This is a genomic window from Chryseobacterium carnipullorum, from assembly GCF_900142785.1.
In the GTDB taxonomy this organism is placed as follows: domain Bacteria; phylum Bacteroidota; class Bacteroidia; order Flavobacteriales; family Weeksellaceae; genus Chryseobacterium; species Chryseobacterium carnipullorum.
The window spans coordinates 1-17092 of record NZ_FRCD01000021.1 but is presented as its reverse complement, the minus strand read 5'-3'; the positions used below and the strand labels follow the sequence as shown (position 1 = coordinate 17092).

Annotated in this window: 16 protein-coding genes; 9 read left to right on the top strand and 7 right to left on the bottom strand. The window is 36.8% G+C overall.

Annotation, left to right across the window (positions count from 1 at the left end):
* Positions 1-202: 202 nt before the first annotated feature.
* The 5 genes from BUC06_RS20070 to BUC06_RS20050 all read left to right on the top strand — a co-directional run bounded on the left by BUC06_RS20070 (position 203) and on the right by BUC06_RS20050 (position 5852).
* Complete coding sequence (locus BUC06_RS20070; RefSeq protein WP_073335864.1) at positions 203-715, top strand: FKBP-type peptidyl-prolyl cis-trans isomerase; 513 nt, start codon at positions 203-205, stop codon at positions 713-715.
* Between the two features lie 81 nt (positions 716-796).
* The gene (locus BUC06_RS20065) at positions 797-1837 is read left to right on the top strand and encodes a peptidylprolyl isomerase (RefSeq protein ID WP_228423857.1); all 1041 of its coding nucleotides are present in this window, start codon (positions 797-799) and stop codon (positions 1835-1837) included.
* 131 nt (positions 1838-1968) lie between these two features.
* Positions 1969-3015 carry a protein kinase domain-containing protein gene (locus BUC06_RS20060; RefSeq protein ID WP_073335860.1) on the top strand — a complete coding sequence of 349 codons (1047 nt, stop codon included), beginning with the start codon at positions 1969-1971 and terminating at the stop codon, positions 3013-3015.
* On the top strand, positions 3016-4590 hold the full coding sequence (locus BUC06_RS20055) for a tetratricopeptide repeat protein (RefSeq protein WP_073335858.1): 1575 nt from the start codon (positions 3016-3018) through the stop codon (positions 4588-4590).
* Positions 4591-4685: 95 nt separating this feature from the next.
* Positions 4686-5852, top strand: coding sequence for a retropepsin-like aspartic protease (locus BUC06_RS20050; protein ID WP_073335856.1), 1167 nt, complete (start codon positions 4686-4688; stop codon positions 5850-5852).
* 459 nt (positions 5853-6311) lie between these two features.
* On the opposite strand, the gene BUC06_RS20045 is transcribed toward BUC06_RS20050, so the two are convergent.
* Complete coding sequence (locus tag BUC06_RS20045; protein WP_123881224.1) at positions 6312-6566, bottom strand: hypothetical protein; 255 nt, start codon at positions 6564-6566, stop codon at positions 6312-6314.
* 495 nt (positions 6567-7061) lie between these two features.
* Between BUC06_RS20045 and BUC06_RS20040 the strand changes: the two genes are divergently transcribed.
* On the top strand, positions 7062-7592 hold the full coding sequence (locus BUC06_RS20040) for a hypothetical protein (RefSeq protein WP_073335852.1): 531 nt from the start codon (positions 7062-7064) through the stop codon (positions 7590-7592).
* Positions 7593-7749: 157 nt separating this feature from the next.
* On the opposite strand, the gene BUC06_RS20035 is transcribed toward BUC06_RS20040, so the two are convergent.
* From BUC06_RS20035 to BUC06_RS20010, 6 genes are all read right to left on the bottom strand, one after another.
* Complete coding sequence (locus tag BUC06_RS20035) at positions 7750-9108, bottom strand: M20/M25/M40 family metallo-hydrolase (protein WP_073335850.1); 1359 nt, start codon at positions 9106-9108, stop codon at positions 7750-7752.
* A 3-nt stretch (positions 9109-9111) separates the two neighbouring features.
* Positions 9112-10515, bottom strand: a complete 1404-nt coding sequence (locus BUC06_RS20030; protein WP_083564144.1) for a M28 family peptidase — start codon at positions 10513-10515, stop codon at positions 9112-9114.
* 55 nt (positions 10516-10570) lie between these two features.
* Positions 10571-11815, bottom strand: coding sequence for a DUF1015 domain-containing protein (locus BUC06_RS20025; protein WP_073335848.1), 1245 nt, complete (start codon positions 11813-11815; stop codon positions 10571-10573).
* A gap of 3 nt (positions 11816-11818) precedes the next feature.
* Positions 11819-12784, bottom strand: coding sequence for a D-2-hydroxyacid dehydrogenase (locus BUC06_RS20020; RefSeq protein ID WP_073335846.1), 966 nt, complete (start codon positions 12782-12784; stop codon positions 11819-11821).
* A 116-nt stretch (positions 12785-12900) separates the two neighbouring features.
* Positions 12901-13965, bottom strand: a complete 1065-nt coding sequence (serC, locus tag BUC06_RS20015; RefSeq protein ID WP_073335844.1) for a 3-phosphoserine/phosphohydroxythreonine transaminase — start codon at positions 13963-13965, stop codon at positions 12901-12903.
* A gap of 119 nt (positions 13966-14084) precedes the next feature.
* A complete protein-coding gene (locus tag BUC06_RS20010; protein ID WP_073335842.1) occupies positions 14085-14435 on the bottom strand; it encodes a 4Fe-4S binding protein in 351 nt (116 codons plus the stop codon).
* Positions 14436-14494: 59 nt separating this feature from the next.
* On the opposite strand from BUC06_RS20010, the gene BUC06_RS20005 reads away from it, so the two are divergent.
* From BUC06_RS20005 to BUC06_RS19995, 3 genes are read left to right on the top strand one after another with little or no spacing between them, the layout of a single operon-like run.
* Positions 14495-15529 (top strand): acyl-CoA reductase, encoded by a 1035-nt coding sequence (locus BUC06_RS20005; RefSeq protein WP_073335840.1) that lies wholly within the window; start codon positions 14495-14497, stop codon positions 15527-15529.
* 44 nt (positions 15530-15573) lie between these two features.
* Positions 15574-16017: a peptidylprolyl isomerase gene (locus BUC06_RS20000; RefSeq protein WP_073335838.1), complete on the top strand. Its 444-nt coding sequence runs from the start codon at positions 15574-15576 to the stop codon at positions 16015-16017.
* A 32-nt stretch (positions 16018-16049) separates the two neighbouring features.
* Positions 16050-16739 carry a Bax inhibitor-1/YccA family protein gene (locus BUC06_RS19995; RefSeq protein WP_123881212.1) on the top strand — a complete coding sequence of 230 codons (690 nt, stop codon included), beginning with the start codon at positions 16050-16052 and terminating at the stop codon, positions 16737-16739.
* Positions 16740-17092 lie beyond the last annotated feature (353 nt).

Genomic DNA, 17092 nt, shown 5'->3' with positions numbered 1-17092 from the left:
GTGTTCTTACTATGCGAAATCTATTCAACTTTAAAAATTACTAAAGTGTTTTCTAAGCTTTTGTGACTTTTGTGGTTAAATTTTTTTTAATCTTTAAATCTCCCATAATCTCATCCTCCTGAAATACTTCATCATTTTCTCCAAAATTTTTTAAAACCGATTGAACAATATTTCCCCGAAATGCGTATTTTCGCAAAAGTTTATGAAAAAATTACTCTTCATATCAGCAGTAAGTTTGTTAAGCTGCAACCGGAATGCGCCCACAGCACATCCTCCCGTAGGCGGAGTGTTGAGTCAGAAAGATCTGGATGTTTCCAAGGAAAGGATGAAGAATCTGAATACCATAGAACGAGGCCAGATTCAGGATTGGATCACCGGACAGTCTGTGAAGTATTATCCTACACAGCTTAATTACTGGGTAACTGTTGAAGGTTTTGATCAGAGAACTAGAAGAGCGGATGATACGCCGATCTCTTATTCCTACGATCTGTATGATTTTGACGAAACCAGGATCTACGATAAACCTTTTGAAAGAAGAGATGCCAGATTCGGGCATTTTGATGAACTGAAAGCGGTAGAGAATGCTTTGCGTTTTATGCATGATGGAGAGGAAGTAACGCTTTTGGTCCCTTCTTCACTGGCCTACGGGACTTTTGGAGACGAAAAGAATATAGACAACGATATACCATTGATCATAAAATTAAAAGCTCTATAAATAATGAAATTGTTTAACAAGAATATAATTCTGGCAGCGGCAAGTATCTCGCTGATGAGTTGTACCCCAATCTATAAAAAAATGAACGTAGACAAAGAAACTTACGAAGGTCTTAATGACGGACTTTATGCAAATCTTCAGACTTCTAAAGGAAATCTGATCGTGCAGTTCGAAGACAAAAAAGCACCAGTAACTGTAGCCAATTTTATCGGTCTTGCAGAAGGGAAAATAGACAACAAAGCTAAAGCGAAAGGAGTTCCTTTTTATGATGGAACTATTTTCCACAGAGTGATCAAAGATTTCATGATCCAGGGAGGTGATCCTCAGGGAACAGGAATGGGAGATCCTGGATATAAATTCGAGGACGAGAAAAACGACCTTAAGCATACAGGTAAAGGAATCCTATCTATGGCGAATTCCGGACCTAACACCAACGGTTCTCAGTTCTTCATCACTGAAGTGGCTACTCCTTGGTTAGACGGAAGACACACGATCTTTGGAAAAGTAGTGAAAGGTAACGATGTCATCGATGCAATCGCTAACGTAGAAAAAGGAGCTCAGGACAAGCCTAAAACAGATATCGTTTTAGAGAAAGTTTCTGTTTTCGGAAAAGGGGATGCTTACAAGAACTACGATGCAGCAAAAACTTTCACGGAAGGAAAAGCTAAAATCGCAGAAAACAATAAAGCGTATATTGCTAAAGAAGAAGCTGACAAAAAGAAAAAAGAAGAGGAATTCAAAGCTAACCAGGAGAAAATGGTCGAAGACCTTAAAGCTGGAATGCAGAAAACTGAATCGGGATTATATTACAAGATCACAAAAACAGTGGCAGGGGCAAAAGCTCCCAAATCTGGTGATAATGTATCTGTACACTATGCAGGTAAATTAATCGACGGGACAGAATTCGATTCTTCATTCAAAAGAAACGAGCCTATTGAAATTCCAATCGGAATGGGAAGAGTAATCAAAGGATGGGATGAAGGAATCCTGTTGCTTAAAGAAGGTGAAACGGCTACCTTATTGATCCCACCAGCAATGGCGTACGGAGAAAGAGGAGCAGGAGGGGTTATTCCACCAAACGCCTGGTTGATCTTCGATGTTGAGCTTGTGAAAGTACAGTAATTGAAAATTCAAGATATTGAAAGCTGTCCGTGAGGACGGCTTTTTTTGTGGAAAATTCCGTAGAAATACGGGTAGCCGTAAGATTTAATAAATATAAATTTGTAGGTTTATATTTCTGAAAATTATATTAAATGGATAACAATGCTGCTCACAATTTATTAGGGCTTACTTTAGAAACTGGTTGGAAGGTTGTAGAAAAAATTGAAAAAAAAGATAATCAGACTGGTGCTTTTTTTTCTGTATGTTATTACGTGGAAAAAAATGGTGAAACTTGTTTTTTAAAAGCACTTGATATAATGAAATTTAATTCTATTATGCCAGGACAAAGTATGATGGATGTAATGAATGAAATGACAACTGTTTTTAAATATGAAAGAGATTTATCAAATTATTGTAGAGATAAAAATGTAGATAAAGTTTCTTTTGTAAAAGAGTCTGGTGAAGAGTTTGTTTCAGGATTTACGTTTTCTGTTGTACCGTACTTGATTTTTGATTTAGCAAAAGGTGATATTCGAAAAACATTAAATTTTTCTTCAGATCTGGATTATGCGTGGAGATTTAAATCTTTACATGATATATCAGTTGGATTAAAGCAACTTCATAAGATAGAAGTTTCACACCAAGATCTGAAACCTTCTAATATTTTAGTTTTTAATGAAGAAAGTAAAATTGGAGATTTAGGTAGGTCTATGTGTAAATCAATGGATGGTCCATATAATAACCAAGTATTTACTGGAGACTGGAATTACGCTCCTCCTGAGCTATTGTATAGGTTTTATGAACGAGATTGGTATAAACGAGTATTTGCTACGGATTGTTATCTGTTAGGAAGTTTGATTGTATTTTATTTTTCTGGGATTAGTATGACAGCATTGCTTAGAAAACATATTCCTAATGAGTTTTCTTGGGATTTTTGGAAGGGTGATTTTTATGAAATTAGACCATACTTAGAGAATGCTTATACAAGCTCTCTTATTGAATTTGAAAATAATATTAGACAAGAAGAATATTTGTCAGACTTAAAAACTTTGGTTGAATATTTGTGTAATCCTTTTCCTGATAAAAGAGGACATCCTAAGAATATACTATCGGTAGGTAGTAATTATAATTTAGAGAGATTTGTTTCAAAACTTGATTTATTAAAAAGGAAAGCAGAGTTAAAAATAAAAAAAAAGTAAATGGCTAATTTATTTGAACAGGAGGATAGAAGGGTAATTCCTAATTGGAGAAGTTTTGAAAAAACGATTTCATTGGGAGAGCTTGATGCACTTAATAATTCTAAGATGCTTATTAAAAGAAATATAGATATTAATGAATATATTCTTGATTGGACAAAAAATAAATCATTAATTCATGCTTCAGATCTTATAAGTGCTGCTATTGTTAATAATAGTAGATCTAATGAAGAAGTTATTAATGCAGCACATTTTATAATTGAAAATAAGGTGCAGGCAACATATTCGCAAATTTCAACTTCCAAATTCATTTTAGGTGTTGAAAATTTACCTCAGAATCACAGTTTTTATGATACAATTACTTTAGATAACATATCAAATTTGATTAATCAAGAATTAATATATGAAAAGATTAAAGTTTTAAAGGCAAAGATTAGCGTCTATCATTTAAATCCAATATTGTATGTGGAGCTTTCTAGATATTATTCTATAATAGGCCAAGAAATACAATCTATTAAATCAATGCAGATCGCATTAAACCTAGCTCCTCATAACAGATTTGTGTTAAGATCTGCAATTAGATTATTTTTACATTTTGATAATGAATCAAATGATTTTGTAGATTATATACATGACTTTTTAAGGAAAAGTCCTCTCATATTAAACGATCCTTGGTTGACTTCTGCAGAAATTTCGATCGCAACTTTAAGAGGGAGAAACTCTAAGTTTATCAAGAAAGCCAATGATTTAGTTAATTCCAAAAATATTTCTCCTTTTAATTTATCAGAACTAGCAAGTAGCTTAGGTACTGTTGAGTTATTAAATGGTAATTCTAAAAAGAGTAGAGATCTTTTTAGAAAAGCTTTAATATCACCAAATGATAATTCGTTAGCACAGGTAGAGTGGGCTTCTACAAAAGATAAACAATTGGAAATTGAACAAGATAAATTTAATGTTAAGCTAAATTTTGAAGCATTGGCTCTAGATAATTTTAATAATAATAATTTTAATGAAGCATTAAGTAATTCTGTTAAATGGTTTGCAGATATGCCTTTTTCTAAAAGACCAATTATGTTTGGATCAAGCTTATCAAGTACATTGTTAAAAGATCAAAAAAAGTCAATATCCCTTGTTCGTGCCGGCTTAATAAGTCATCCGAATGATCCCCAACTAATTAATAATTTGGCATATGCACTGGCTTTAGATAATCGACCAATTGAGGCGATGGCTGAATTAAATAAAATTAAAAATTCACTAGTTACTGATGAAGTAACTAACATATGCTTAGCAGCAACTAAAGGTTTAGCACTTTTTAGAAGTGGAAAATATGACGAAGGACGTTCATTCTATATTAAAGCTATTGAACAAACACAAACAAAACAGAATAGAGAATTAAATTGGCTTGCTATTTTAAATTATGCACGTGAAGAAGTTTTAATCAACTCTGAGTACACCGGGCATTTGATTGATGTAGTTTCAAAGATTCCTGATAGTAATAAAGATATTGTTATTAATACTTTGAAAAAAGATGTTTTAAAACTTTATGCCGAAAATAATAATAATGTCTATAAATTGTAATGTATGTATATCTTACAGGGATTCTGAGTCTTAATAATTTTATATTAAAATGATATTTTTAACTATAAATTTATATTTTCGTGTAAAGTTATTTCATGAAAAAAATCCTCTACACCGTTCTTATTCTCTTCACAACCACTTTTTCCGCTCAGGGGAAGAAATTCTTTAAAAGTGGAGAAGTGCAGCTTCAAAATCCTGTAGAAAAGATCAATCTTAGATATGCCAATGATCTGCCTTTTGTACAGGTAAGCATCAACGGTAAATCCTATAATTTTCTGTTTGATACCGGAGCTCCGACCGTTATTTCTACAGCGGTCTATGCTGAACTGGGATTAGAGAAAAAACATAAAAGTACGGTAAAGGATTCTCAGAAAAATAAACACGAACAAATCTTTACCATTTTGCCTGAAATGACTGTTGATCAGGTTGTTTTCAAAGACGTAGGCGCAGTTGTGATGGATTTCAGTGTTTCGGAACTGAGCTGCTTCAAAATCGATGGTATTTTGGGGGCTAATCAAATGGCAAAGCTCTTCTGGAAGATCAATTATTCAGAAAATTCACTGGAAGCTTCAAAACACCTGGCTCATTTTAATCCCGAAGATTATGATATTGTCATTCCTTTTAGTCCGAGAGTGCAGAAAACGCCTGTGGTAGAAACCGATTGGCAGGGCAAAAAGATCGATCTTACTTTTGATACCGGATTTTCCGGAAGACTCAAGGTCACAGACAAGTCCTATGATGCCCAAAAAGCATTGAAGAGCATAGAAGTGTATGGAACGAGTTCTGTTGGGGCATACGGGGCCGGAAAGCCTGCTCCGGGATATATTTTCAGGACTGCAGATCTGTCATTGGGAAATAAGAGCTTTTCCAACGAAATCATCGCTACCGGAAGTACAAGCCTGATTGGAAACGATTTCTTTAAAAATTTTATTTTCATTCTCGATTGGTCCGAAAACAAGATCTACATGAAGCGTATCAAAAACGAACCTGTCAAATTGGAATCTTTCGGCTTCGGATATAGATTTGTTGATGCCAAACCCACAGTTGCCTTCGTTTTTCAGGAAGAAAATTTCCCACTGAAAATAGGAGATACGATCATCAGTATAAACAATATAAATCTTAATCATCTGGACAAGGACGCTGCGTGCCATTATTTCCTTAACAGGGTAGAGAGCGGCCAGAATGCCATTAACGTAAAGGTCATGAGAGAAGGTAAGGAAATGGAGATAAAGCTGGAGAAGAAGGAGTTTTTGGGAGTATAAGGTGGAGTTGGAGAGTGTAAGGGTTTAGACGTTTCTCAGGTTACTCATATTTTATGATGTGGAATATGAAAATTTAAACCACCCCGTCAAAAATTCTCTGAATTTTCGCCACCCCTCCAAGGGATGGGAATTTGAGATTTCTCTGGAAATTGAAGTTGGTGTAACAGATTTTGTTATTTTTTTCTTTTTTATGCTTATCTGATCACAAAACAGATCGAGGTTTTTAAGGTATGGAATGCCTTAATGTACTCTTAATTAGAAATAAAAAGACTTTCATTAGAGCTTAAGTAGATTCCTTGAGCGTTGTACATTTATCTTAAAAACAAGTAGAACGTTTAAAAACTTTTGTAGTTAAAAAATATTTTAAAAATCGATGTTTTGGATAAGTTATAAATATGAGCCAACAAAAAAACCGTTCAACAATAGTGAACGGTTTTCTAGTAAAAATAGAAATTAAAATTATGCGTGTCTTGATTTCTTCCTCATCTGGGAAGAATTCATTTTTCCGGCCAGGGAGCTGATAAATACAAGTCCAAAGCCAAGATATGCCGCAAATGCGGTAAGGTATACTATTAAGCTGTTAAAACTAGGTTTTGAGGCATATACTAGTACGGAAAAAACGGCAAAACTTAACAAGAGCATAAGGCTCCAGATATTCATTTTTGCGGCATCTTCATTTCTCTTAAAAATCATTTCAAAAAAGTCTCTCATCATAATCACTTTTTAAGGGTTATACATCTGTTTTCCGTCCTTTCATAGAACGGTCCGGAATCACTTATTCCGTTATTGATTAAAGGGACATGGATCATGGCTAAAACCTTGCTAAGGTCATGATCAAATGGCCGTTTTATTGTTCAGTATCAGGGCATGCTTTATGCTACCCGGAAAAGTTTAATTAAAAGCAGTGTTGAATCCGGAAAGGGATTCATGAGCTTTATGACACCGTACACAGTACATCGTAAAAAATGGAATTGATAAGAGGATTATCTCTTCCGTTGTATACGGTATCTAAAGAAAAAGGATCATATAAATATGATAAATAGCCTTTATCCGGCCCAGCGGAAACTGAAAATCCCGCGGCAACTTTTAATCATCGTTTGTGTTTGAATAATTTTTTTCAATCATTTAGCTTGCGAATATCATGCCAAAGTGAATTTTTTGATGTAATTTTAGGGTTAAGTTGCTTTAAATTCAAATAAATTATCATTGATGACTCAGGACAGTTTGGAGGAAAATATACGGAATATTGCTGTTAAACTTATACAATGGGCAGAAGACCGATGCTGGAATAAAATTTCAGATCATCTGACTTTTATTGTTTCTGACTGTAATGAATTTGGCGAAAATTTTCGGGAAAGAAGAAAATTGAGGAATAAGATCAATAAATATAAAAGACCACTCCCGTTAGATGCTGCTATTGAAGTATTAAAAAAAGAATACCCGGATCTGTATGATATTAATCTTTACATTTTTAAAGCATTACACAAAGAAACGGTTATTGAAATTCAGTACTACAGAAAATCAAAAGGGGAGCCTGATTATTATGAAAAAATAAAAGATCATCCGCCGATGCTTCACGCTAAGATTACACAGCCGGGGTATTCTTTGGAAGGAGAGAAGTTTGATATCAACTGGGAATCGGGTGGAGGATTAAGGCACTATTGGAAAAGTTTTCTTTATGAATTGAAGTACGGAAGAAAAATAAAGAAGGTAAAAAAAATAGACCACTGTCCCATTTAAAAACACAAAATTCTATTGATGGAATCACATTCCCCTCCTCCGGAGGGGTGGCAAAAATTCAAAGAATTTTTGACGGGGTGGTTTAAAAAATCCAATAAAAAAATCAACAAGTAAACTCGTAAGAATTAACTTGTTGACAAAATATTTAATAAAAATTCTACCAGTTCTTATCAATCATATAAATAATCTGGGTCATGGCTGTAGCGCCCAAAAGAAGCTCTCTTCGGTTCACCTTTTCAAAAGTATCTTCCTCCGTGTGATGGATATCAAAATACCTCTGGGAATCAGGAACCAGCTCAGCAGTAGGAACTCCCATATCATGAAGTGGATAGATATCCGTTCCCGAATATTTTCCTTCAAAATTGTAAACACCATAGGGTAGAAATAACCCCGTCCAGCTTTTGATCTGTTGTCTCTTTTCCTCATCCATTTCCAACGCGATGCCTCTTGGCGCAAAACCTCCCGCATCAGACTCTATCGCAAAAAGATGCTTTTCATTTTTTTCTTTAGCTGTTTTTCCATATTGGATTCCCCCTTTGACGCCATTTTCCTCATTGGCGAAACAAACAACCCGGATCGTATGATTATTTTTAATTCCTAATTTTTTAAACGTTCTCAGGACTTCAATGCTTTGAACAATTCCGGCACCGTCGTCGTGTGCACCTTCCCCTACATCCCATGAATCAAGATGTCCTCCGACAACGATCACGCTCTTATCTTTTTTTCCTGTGATTTCACCAATAACAGAGTGGGAAAGTTTCTCACCTTTCATACCACAGTTGGAATTAAGTTTTGCCGTTACTTTCTGCGTCTTTAATAGAGTTTCCAGTTCGTCTGCTGTCGTAGTGCCGATGGCTATTGCCGGAATCTTTAAAACCTGATCTTCATAACGCATTCCTCCTGTATGAGGAACATCATCAAAAGCGGAAGACAGTGATCGGACAATTGCAAACTTTCCGCCTTTTTTAGCCGTTAATGAAGCTGCAGTTACCCTGTATTTTGCTGCATCGCTGTAGCCTCTGAATGTTTCCACAAAAGACTGACTGAAAGGGTAGTTAAAGAATACGATCTTATCCTTTACTTCATCCTCGGAAAGCTTATCGTATTCCTCCATCGATTTCACGATAATGATCTCGCCTGATACATCTTTTCCGCCTGTACCTTCAGAATTACCAAGCGAGAGCATTTTCAGGCCTTTCCATTTTCCATCTGCTGTTTTGATTTGCAGAGATTCCTTTCCTCTTGTCCATACAGGAACCATTACTTCCTGCAGCCACACCTTATCGGCACCCGCATCACGAAGTTTCTGTTCTGCCCATTTTACAGCTTTTTCGTAAGCTTCTGAACCACTGAGGCGGTGACCAATGTTTTTGCTTAAATCCTTTAGTTCTGTATAGCCTTTTCCATTGTTCAGTATTTCAGTAGAAATCTTGCTGAACTGGATAGAATCTTCTTTAGACTGGCCAAAAACAGCCATTCCCAGGCATAATAATGAAGTTCCAATTATCTTTTTCATAGTTTACCAGTTTTTATCGATCATAAAAATAAGCTGAGTCATTGCTGTGGCCCCCAGCAGAAGCTCTCTTTTATTGACTTTGTCAAAGGTGTCTTCCACAGAATGATGATAGTCAAAATAACGCTGGGTATCTACAACAAGCTCTGCCAGCGGAATATCAAGTTTTTTAAGAGGAGCAATGTCCTGTATCGCGTAGGTTTGATCAAAATCATAAATGCCGTAAGGAAGGAAATAGTTTTTCCACTCAAAAATCTGTCTTCTTCTTTGAGGGGGCATATCCAGTGAAAATCCTCTCGGTGAGTAGCCTCCGGAATCTGTTCCTAAAGCAAAAATATGTTTTTCATCTTTCTTTTTTACATAAGAAGCATACATCTCTCTTCCCTGGCCACCGTTTTCACTATTGGCATACAGGACAACCCTTATGGTATGGTTATTCGCCAATCCAAGCGCCTTGAAGGCTCTTAATACCTCAATACACTGTACAACTCCGGAACCGTCATCGTGAGCTCCTTCTGCAAAGTCCCATGAGTCAAGCTGAGCTCCCAGAACAATGACTTTAGCATCTTTATTGCCGGGAATTTCTCCAATAATATTTTGATTAATTGTTTCTCCTTTGGATTCGGCAGACATATTCAGTTTTGCCGTTACTTTCTGTTTTTTCAGAAGTTTTTCCAATTCATCAGCAGATCTTACCCCAATGGTGACGGCCGGGATTCTTGCTTTGTCGTCCGGCTCATAATAGATCATCTTGGCGTGGGGTGTATCATCCGAAGCCGTGGTGAGTGATCTGATAATAAGGCCTTTGGCTCCTCTTTTTCCGATGACTGAAGCAGACAGCAGTCGGGATTTGGCTGTGACAAGATAAGAGTCAACGGTATTGATCACTTTTGGGTCCAGAGGGGTGTTGACAAAGACGATTTTATCTTTTAACTGTAAAGATGTCAAAGCATTAAGCTCTGTTATGTCATTGATCAGTATAATCTCGGCAGTGAGATCTTTACCGCCTGTTCCTTCCGAGTTTCCAAAAGAGAGCATTCTGATATTCTTCCAGTCGCTGCTACCAGATTTGATCTGAAGAGATTCTTTTCCTCTGATCCATATAGGTACTCTGACGTCTTGTTTCCATATATTTTCTGCACCTGCTTCTTTAAGTTTTTTTTCGGCCCACTCTGTTGCTTTCGCATATCCTGGAGTTGCACTGAAACGGGGACCCACTCCTTTGGTAAGTTCACCAAGATTGTCGTACGCGGTTCCGTTGGTCATGATCTCATCCGAGATCTTCTTGAATTCATCCTGATAGTTGAACTTTGCCGTAGTAACCTTTTTCGCAGGTTTTTTAATTGGCTTTTTTTGAGAAAATAAAAATCCACTCAAAAAGAGTGGAAGTATAATGAAGATTTTTTTCATTTTTTATTTACCTTTCTTTTTCCGATGCTAAAAGTAGGGAAAAATTAGTAATTTATTAAGGTTTCATATCGTACATTAGCAGTGCTGTAACCAATTTAGGTTCAATGAAGGTACATTTTGGAGGCATGCTCAGTTTCAGATCTGAAATTTTGATCATATCGTTGAAACTCACAGGATAAATTCCAAATCCTACTTTTCCTTCTCCGTTGTCTATTTTTTCTTTTAAAGAATTAATTCCCTGAATGTTAGAGGTTCCTTTAGCATACGTAATTTTTTCCGAGCTGTCAGAATTCTCAATTTTGAGAATATTCTTAAAAATATATTTATCCAAAAGATGATGGTCAAGATTATCCAGAGACATTTCCGTTGAACGGAGATCATGCTTTACGTGAAGCGAGTAGAATTTGCCGTCCAGATACATGGAAATATGGAATTTCTGAGAAGGGAAGTAAGATGCTTCACCTTTTTCATGAATCAGGAAATACTGATCCAGTTCCTTTAAAAATTCTTCACTTGAAAGGCCATTCAGATCTGACAGGATTCTATTGTAATCGTGGATCTTAATGGATTGGTTGGATACGATAAAACTGTATACAAAATTATACGCTTCGGTACCGTTATGTCTTTTGTTTTTCTCCTTGTGGTACTTTGCATTCAATGCGGTAGAACCAATTCTGTGGTGCCCGTCCGCAATGTAGAAAGAGTCAATCTGGTCAATGACTTCTTTGAACTGCTGAAGTTTCAGACGGTTGTCTATTCTCCAGATCTTGTGTCTGATCCCGATAGAATCTACATGATTGAAAATAGGAACATTCTTCTCTTCATGATTCATCAGAAGTTCAATCTTGGAATTGGAAGGGTAGGTAAGCAGTACAGGTTCTGCCTGCAGATTTACTTTCTCCAGATAATGAGCCAGTTTTTCCTTTTTCTGAGGAATGGTACTTTCATGTCTTTTGATCTTTCCGTTCCAGAAATCTTCAATACTTGCTAATCCAAGCAAGCCTCTGAAAATCTGTTTATTGGGGTATATTTGCTCATAAAGATAGTAAGCTGAACTGTCCTGGACCAGTTTTTTTTCATCCAGAAGCTCTTCAAACGTTGATCGGATCTTTCTTAAATTCCGGTCAATATCTTTAGATTTACTTACAACATACGGCTTAATCATGTTGATGTAAGTATTTTCAACTTGAGCTTTCTCTGCGATCTCCTCCTGGGTGAAATTGTCCAGCGGATGGGTAGGGAAAGTACTCTCAAAGTCTTTATGAGGTCTTATTCCACGGAAAGGTTTAAAAACAGGCATATTTTATCTTATGGTTTCTTTTTGTAGCTTAATAATTTGTTCTGCAAGTTCTGCGCCGATTTTTTCCTGGGCATCCACTGTATTTCCGCCTACGTGAGGAGAAAGGGATAAAGCAGGGTTCATCAGTAAAGGAAGTTCCGGACTTGGTTCGCTTTCAAACACATCCAGTGCAGCTCCCGCTACTTTTTCGGATTCGATGAAATCAATAAGGGTTACTTCATTGATCACACCTCCTCTTGCCGTATTGACGATGTAGACGCCGTCTTTCATTTTTTCAAACTGAGGCGTGTCTATAATATATTCATTTGTTTTTGGCGTATTGATGCTGATGAAATCTGTGTCTTTAAGAAAAGCATCCATATCGTTGGTAGAAGTGATCTCAAAATTCAAACTCTGTCCGTCGAAAAAGTCCAGGGTAAGAACTCTTGTCTTTGGATTTTTTGTCAGTACTTTGATTTTCATTCCTAATGCTATTCCCATTTTCACGACTTCCTGCCCGATACTTCCAAAGCCGATCACTCCAAGTGTTTTTCCTGAAAGTTCATACGCTTTGCTGAATGACTTTTTCATAGCCTCGAAGTGAGTTTCTCCCTCCAGCGGCATCAGTCGGTTCGATTCGTGAAGGAATCTTGCCAGGGCGAAAAAGTGTCCGAAAACAAGTTCGGCTACTGATTTTGAAGATGCCGTAGGGGTATTGATTACCTTGATCCCCTTGCTTTTGGCATAATCTACATCAATATTGTCCATGCCTATACCACCGCGCCCAATGATTTTCAGGCTAGGGCAGGCATCGATGATGTCCTGTCTTACTTTCGTCGTGCTTCTTACCAAAAGAATATCTACGTTATTTTCATTGATAAAATTGATAACGTGATTCTGAGCCACTCTGTTGGGCAAGACTTCAAATCCTGCTTCTGTAAGGGCCAGTTCTCCTGTTTTCGAGATTCCGTCGTTTGCTAAAACTTTCATGTGTTATGGTCTTAATAGATGGTAGAGATAAGATGTTAGAAACTAGACTTTAAAGTATGATATCCGGCATCTGAAATCCTTAGATCTTTTTAATTTTTTGGGCCGTCTAATATAAGTTATTTTATTGACTTCATAACGTCCACCAGAACCTGCACGCTTTCAATTGGTAAAGCGTTGTATAAGCTTGCTCTGTAACCTCCAAGGCTTCTGTGTCCGTTCAGTCCACTAATCCCTGCAGCCTTCCATGCGTTGTCAAATTCTTCCTTTTTGCTTTCGTCTTTCAATTGGAAAGAGACATTCATTAATGAACGGTCTTCTTTTACACAGAACGTTTCAAAAAGAGGGTTATTGTCAATTTCATCATATAAAAGTTTTGCCTTCGCTTCATTTCTTGCTTCTGCTGCTGCAATTCCTCCGTTCTTTTCAAGATACTGTAGCGTAAGGAGAGAAGCATAAACCGGGAAAACCGGAGGGGTATTGTACATCGATTCTTTTGAAATATGCTGAGAATAATCCAGGATAGACAACATATTTTCTCTACCTGTTTTTCCAAGAATTTCTTTTTTGATCACCACCAATGTTACACCGGCAGGTCCCATGTTTTTCTGGGCTCCCGCATAGATCAGATCAAATTTGGAGAAATCCAGCTGTCTTGAGAAAATATCAGAGCTCATATCACAAACCATCAAAGTATCTACTTCAGGAAAAGATTTAATCTGAGTTCCGTAAATCGTATTGTTTGAGGTGCAGTGGAAATAATCGTATTCTGAACCTACCGTATAATCTTTTGGAATGAAAGAATAATTGTCTTCTTTGGAAGAACCTACTACATCCACAGTTCCTAATTTTTTAGCTTCTTTCACAGCACCGGCTGCCCATGTTCCTGTGTCAAGATAAGCCGCTTTACCGCCTACTTTCAGCAGATTGTAAGGAACCATCGCAAACTGAAGGCTTGCACCGCCTCCTAAATAAAGTACTTCATAGTCATCACCAAGGTTCATCAGTCTTTTCACAATGGCACGCGCTTCGTCCATTACCGCAACGAAATCTTTGCTTCTGTGCGAAATTTCAAGAAGAGACAATCCAATCCCGTTGAAATCCAAAATAGCTTCTGCTGATTTTTCGAATACCTCCTGAGGTAAGATACATGGTCCTGCGCTGAAGTTGTGCTTTTTGCTCATATTTTTACTTTTTAGGTTGTGCAAGGTGGTTGGGCTTGCGGTTTATTATTGTTATTTACTAGATTTTTTGAGATTTAAAGGTAAAAAAACCGTCTCATAGTGGTGAGACGGAGCCTTTATTATTCACCGTGTAAGAACGCTTTTTTCTCAAGCAGCGCTTCTTCAGATTCTACGTGATCTTCATCAGGAACACAACAGTCTACCGGGCAAACTGCTGCACACTGAGGTTCTTCGTGGAATCCTTTACATTCCGTACATTTGTCTGTTACAATGAAATACACATCATCACTCACGGGTTCCTGCGGCGAATCTGCATCAACAGTAAGTCCTGACGTCATGGTCACTGTACCGGCCAGAGCGGTACCTTCAGAAGCTTTCCAATCTACGGCCCCTTCATATATGGCATTATTTGGGCATTCCGGTTCACAGGCACCGCAATTAATGCATTCATCAGTTATTTTAATAGCCATCGCTAATTTTTTTTAAATTTGCACAAAATTACAAAATATTCCCCAATTTAAAAGTAATTATGAATATCGAAAATCAAGTTTTAGGACTTATTAAGTTAAGCGAGTATATAAAAGAGTATTTAACAAAGAATCCGGAGGATGATAATGAGACTGATATAGAGTTTGAATTATTACTCAAAAGGTCTGAAATAGAAAACCCATGGTTTACTATTGATAATCAGAAATTTGCTCTTCAGGAGTGGGCCAATCTGCTTACTCAGGAAAATATAAATAACTGGATCAGAAACTATTCCGTTTCTAAGGTTTCAAAAAGAGTAGGATTGATCCTGGCCGGAAATATTCCTCTGGTGGGATTTCATGATGTGGTTTCCGTTGTTTTGAGCGGGCATATTCCATTGATCAAACTATCTTCAAAAGATAAACTGATGGTTCCGTTTCTTCTTAAAAAATGGAATGAGTTTTCCGGAGATGCCGTTCAGTTTGAATTGGTTGAAAGACTGGAAAATTTTGATGCTGTGATTGCAACAGGAAGTAATAATACGGCAAGATATCTTGAATACTATTTCAAAAATCATTTAAGCATCATCAGAAAAAACAGAACTTCTGCAGCGGTTTTAAAAGGGGATGAAACGCCTGAAGAGCTTCAGCTGCTGGCTGAGGATATTTTCAGATATTTCGGGCTTGGATGCAGAAATGTGACAAGAGTTTTTATTCCGGAGGATTTTGTAATCGACAGACTGTTTGAAAGTTTTGTAGGATTCCAGGATATCATCAACCATCACAAGTATGCCAATAATTATGATTATAACAGGGCGGTTTATCTTCTGAATCAGGATAAATTCTGGGACAATAATTTCGTGATGATGAAAGAAGATGAAAAACTTTTCAGTCCGCTTTCTGTGATCAATTTCAGCAGATATTCATCTTTGGATGAAGTTAAAAGTTTTATTGCTGAAAATGAAGAAAATATTCAGTGTATTGTCGCAAAAGAAGAACTCGGGTTGGACTCCATTCCTTTTGGAGAGGCTCAGCACCCTTCTCTTGATACTTATGCTGATAATGTAGATACGATGAAATTTTTGGAATTGGTCTGATTTTCGTATCTTAACTCACCGATTTACCCAATAACAGATAGATTATGAAAAAAATATTGTTAGGACTTACAATGCTTGCCGCACAGCTGATGTTTGCTCAGAAAGTGACCGGCGTGAAGGTTGAAAAAGTTCAGAAAGAAGTTCCGGCACAATTGAGCAAAGAGAAGATTAGTCTGTACAATGACAACTTTCTCAAGTTTGTCACAGCACTTAAAGCTTCAGACCGACCTGCCGTTGATTTGCTTCTTTCAGAAAAAGTAAAGGAAATCGTGACGGATGATGTCCTTAAAAAAGTAAAGGAAGGTTTTGATGTCAATAAAAAGCTGGAGATTTTAAAAACAGGCTATCATAAACTAATGGACGGGTCCAATTTGCCAAGCATTCATTACAAATATGCAGGAGATTCTTCTTCAAAGGAAGTGATTATGGCTGTGTTTGAAGAGGATGGAAAGATCCTTGGAGTGATGCCGGCGAAAAAAGAAAAATAATTTTATAGTAGAAAAACGAAAAAATAATAACTATGATGACAGATGTCTTGGTTGCCCATTCCTCAGATATGGAAAAAGCAGCTTTTTACAGAAAAACGTATCTGCACGTTGCTTTATCAATTCTCGCGTTTATTGGGGTTGAAACTATTTTATTAAAAACGGTTCCTGTGGAAATCATTGCGATGATGTTCGGACAGAAATACACTTGGTTGCTGATCATTGGTGTTTTCTGGCTTGCTTCGATGTTAGCGTCTAAATGGTCGCTTTCTCAAAGCAGGACTACACAGTATTTCGGGCTTGGATTTTATGTCATTCTGGAGGCTGTTATTTTTATGCCAATGCTTTATATTGCTGCCGGAATGCAGGGTGGAGGGAATATTATTTTCCAGGCTGCCATGCTTACAATTGCTATGTTTGCAGGCCTTTCATTAATAGCATTTACTTCTAAAAGAGACTTTTCATTCTTAAGAAACATCATTATTATCGGAGGTTTTCTTTCGATAGGATTGATTGTGGCAGGAGCTATTTTCGGCTTCAACCTGGGCCTTTGGTTCTCAGTAGGAATGATGGTACTGGCTTCTGCAAGTATTCTGTATGAAACCAGCAAACTTAAGAATACCTACACTACGGGACAGTATGTGGGAGCTTCTTTACAGCTTTTTGCTTCTATTATGCTACTGTTCTGGTACATTCTGAGAATTTTAATGAGCAGAAGAAGCTAGTTTAAATGAAGGATGTAAAGTGATGAATGAAGAGTGGTAAATTCAGATTGAATCTCTTATCAATAATAATCCTGGTGATCGTTTCACCGGGATTTTTTATACTCTTCTGAACTTTATAAACACAAATACCCACTAATTTTTTTTTCACAAATATCACTAATGTTGCGTGTCTGTTTGGTGTTATCAGTGCAAACCATTAGTGTAATTAGTGTTTAATAAACCTTAATAAATTCAACCCAAAAAATCCTGATGACATTTTAGACTGCACCCCAAAGTTTAGACAAAATTAAACAATATTATTATATGAAAGAGTTCGGTACTGTACCGGACTCTTTCCTTTTAGATTAAGTCTT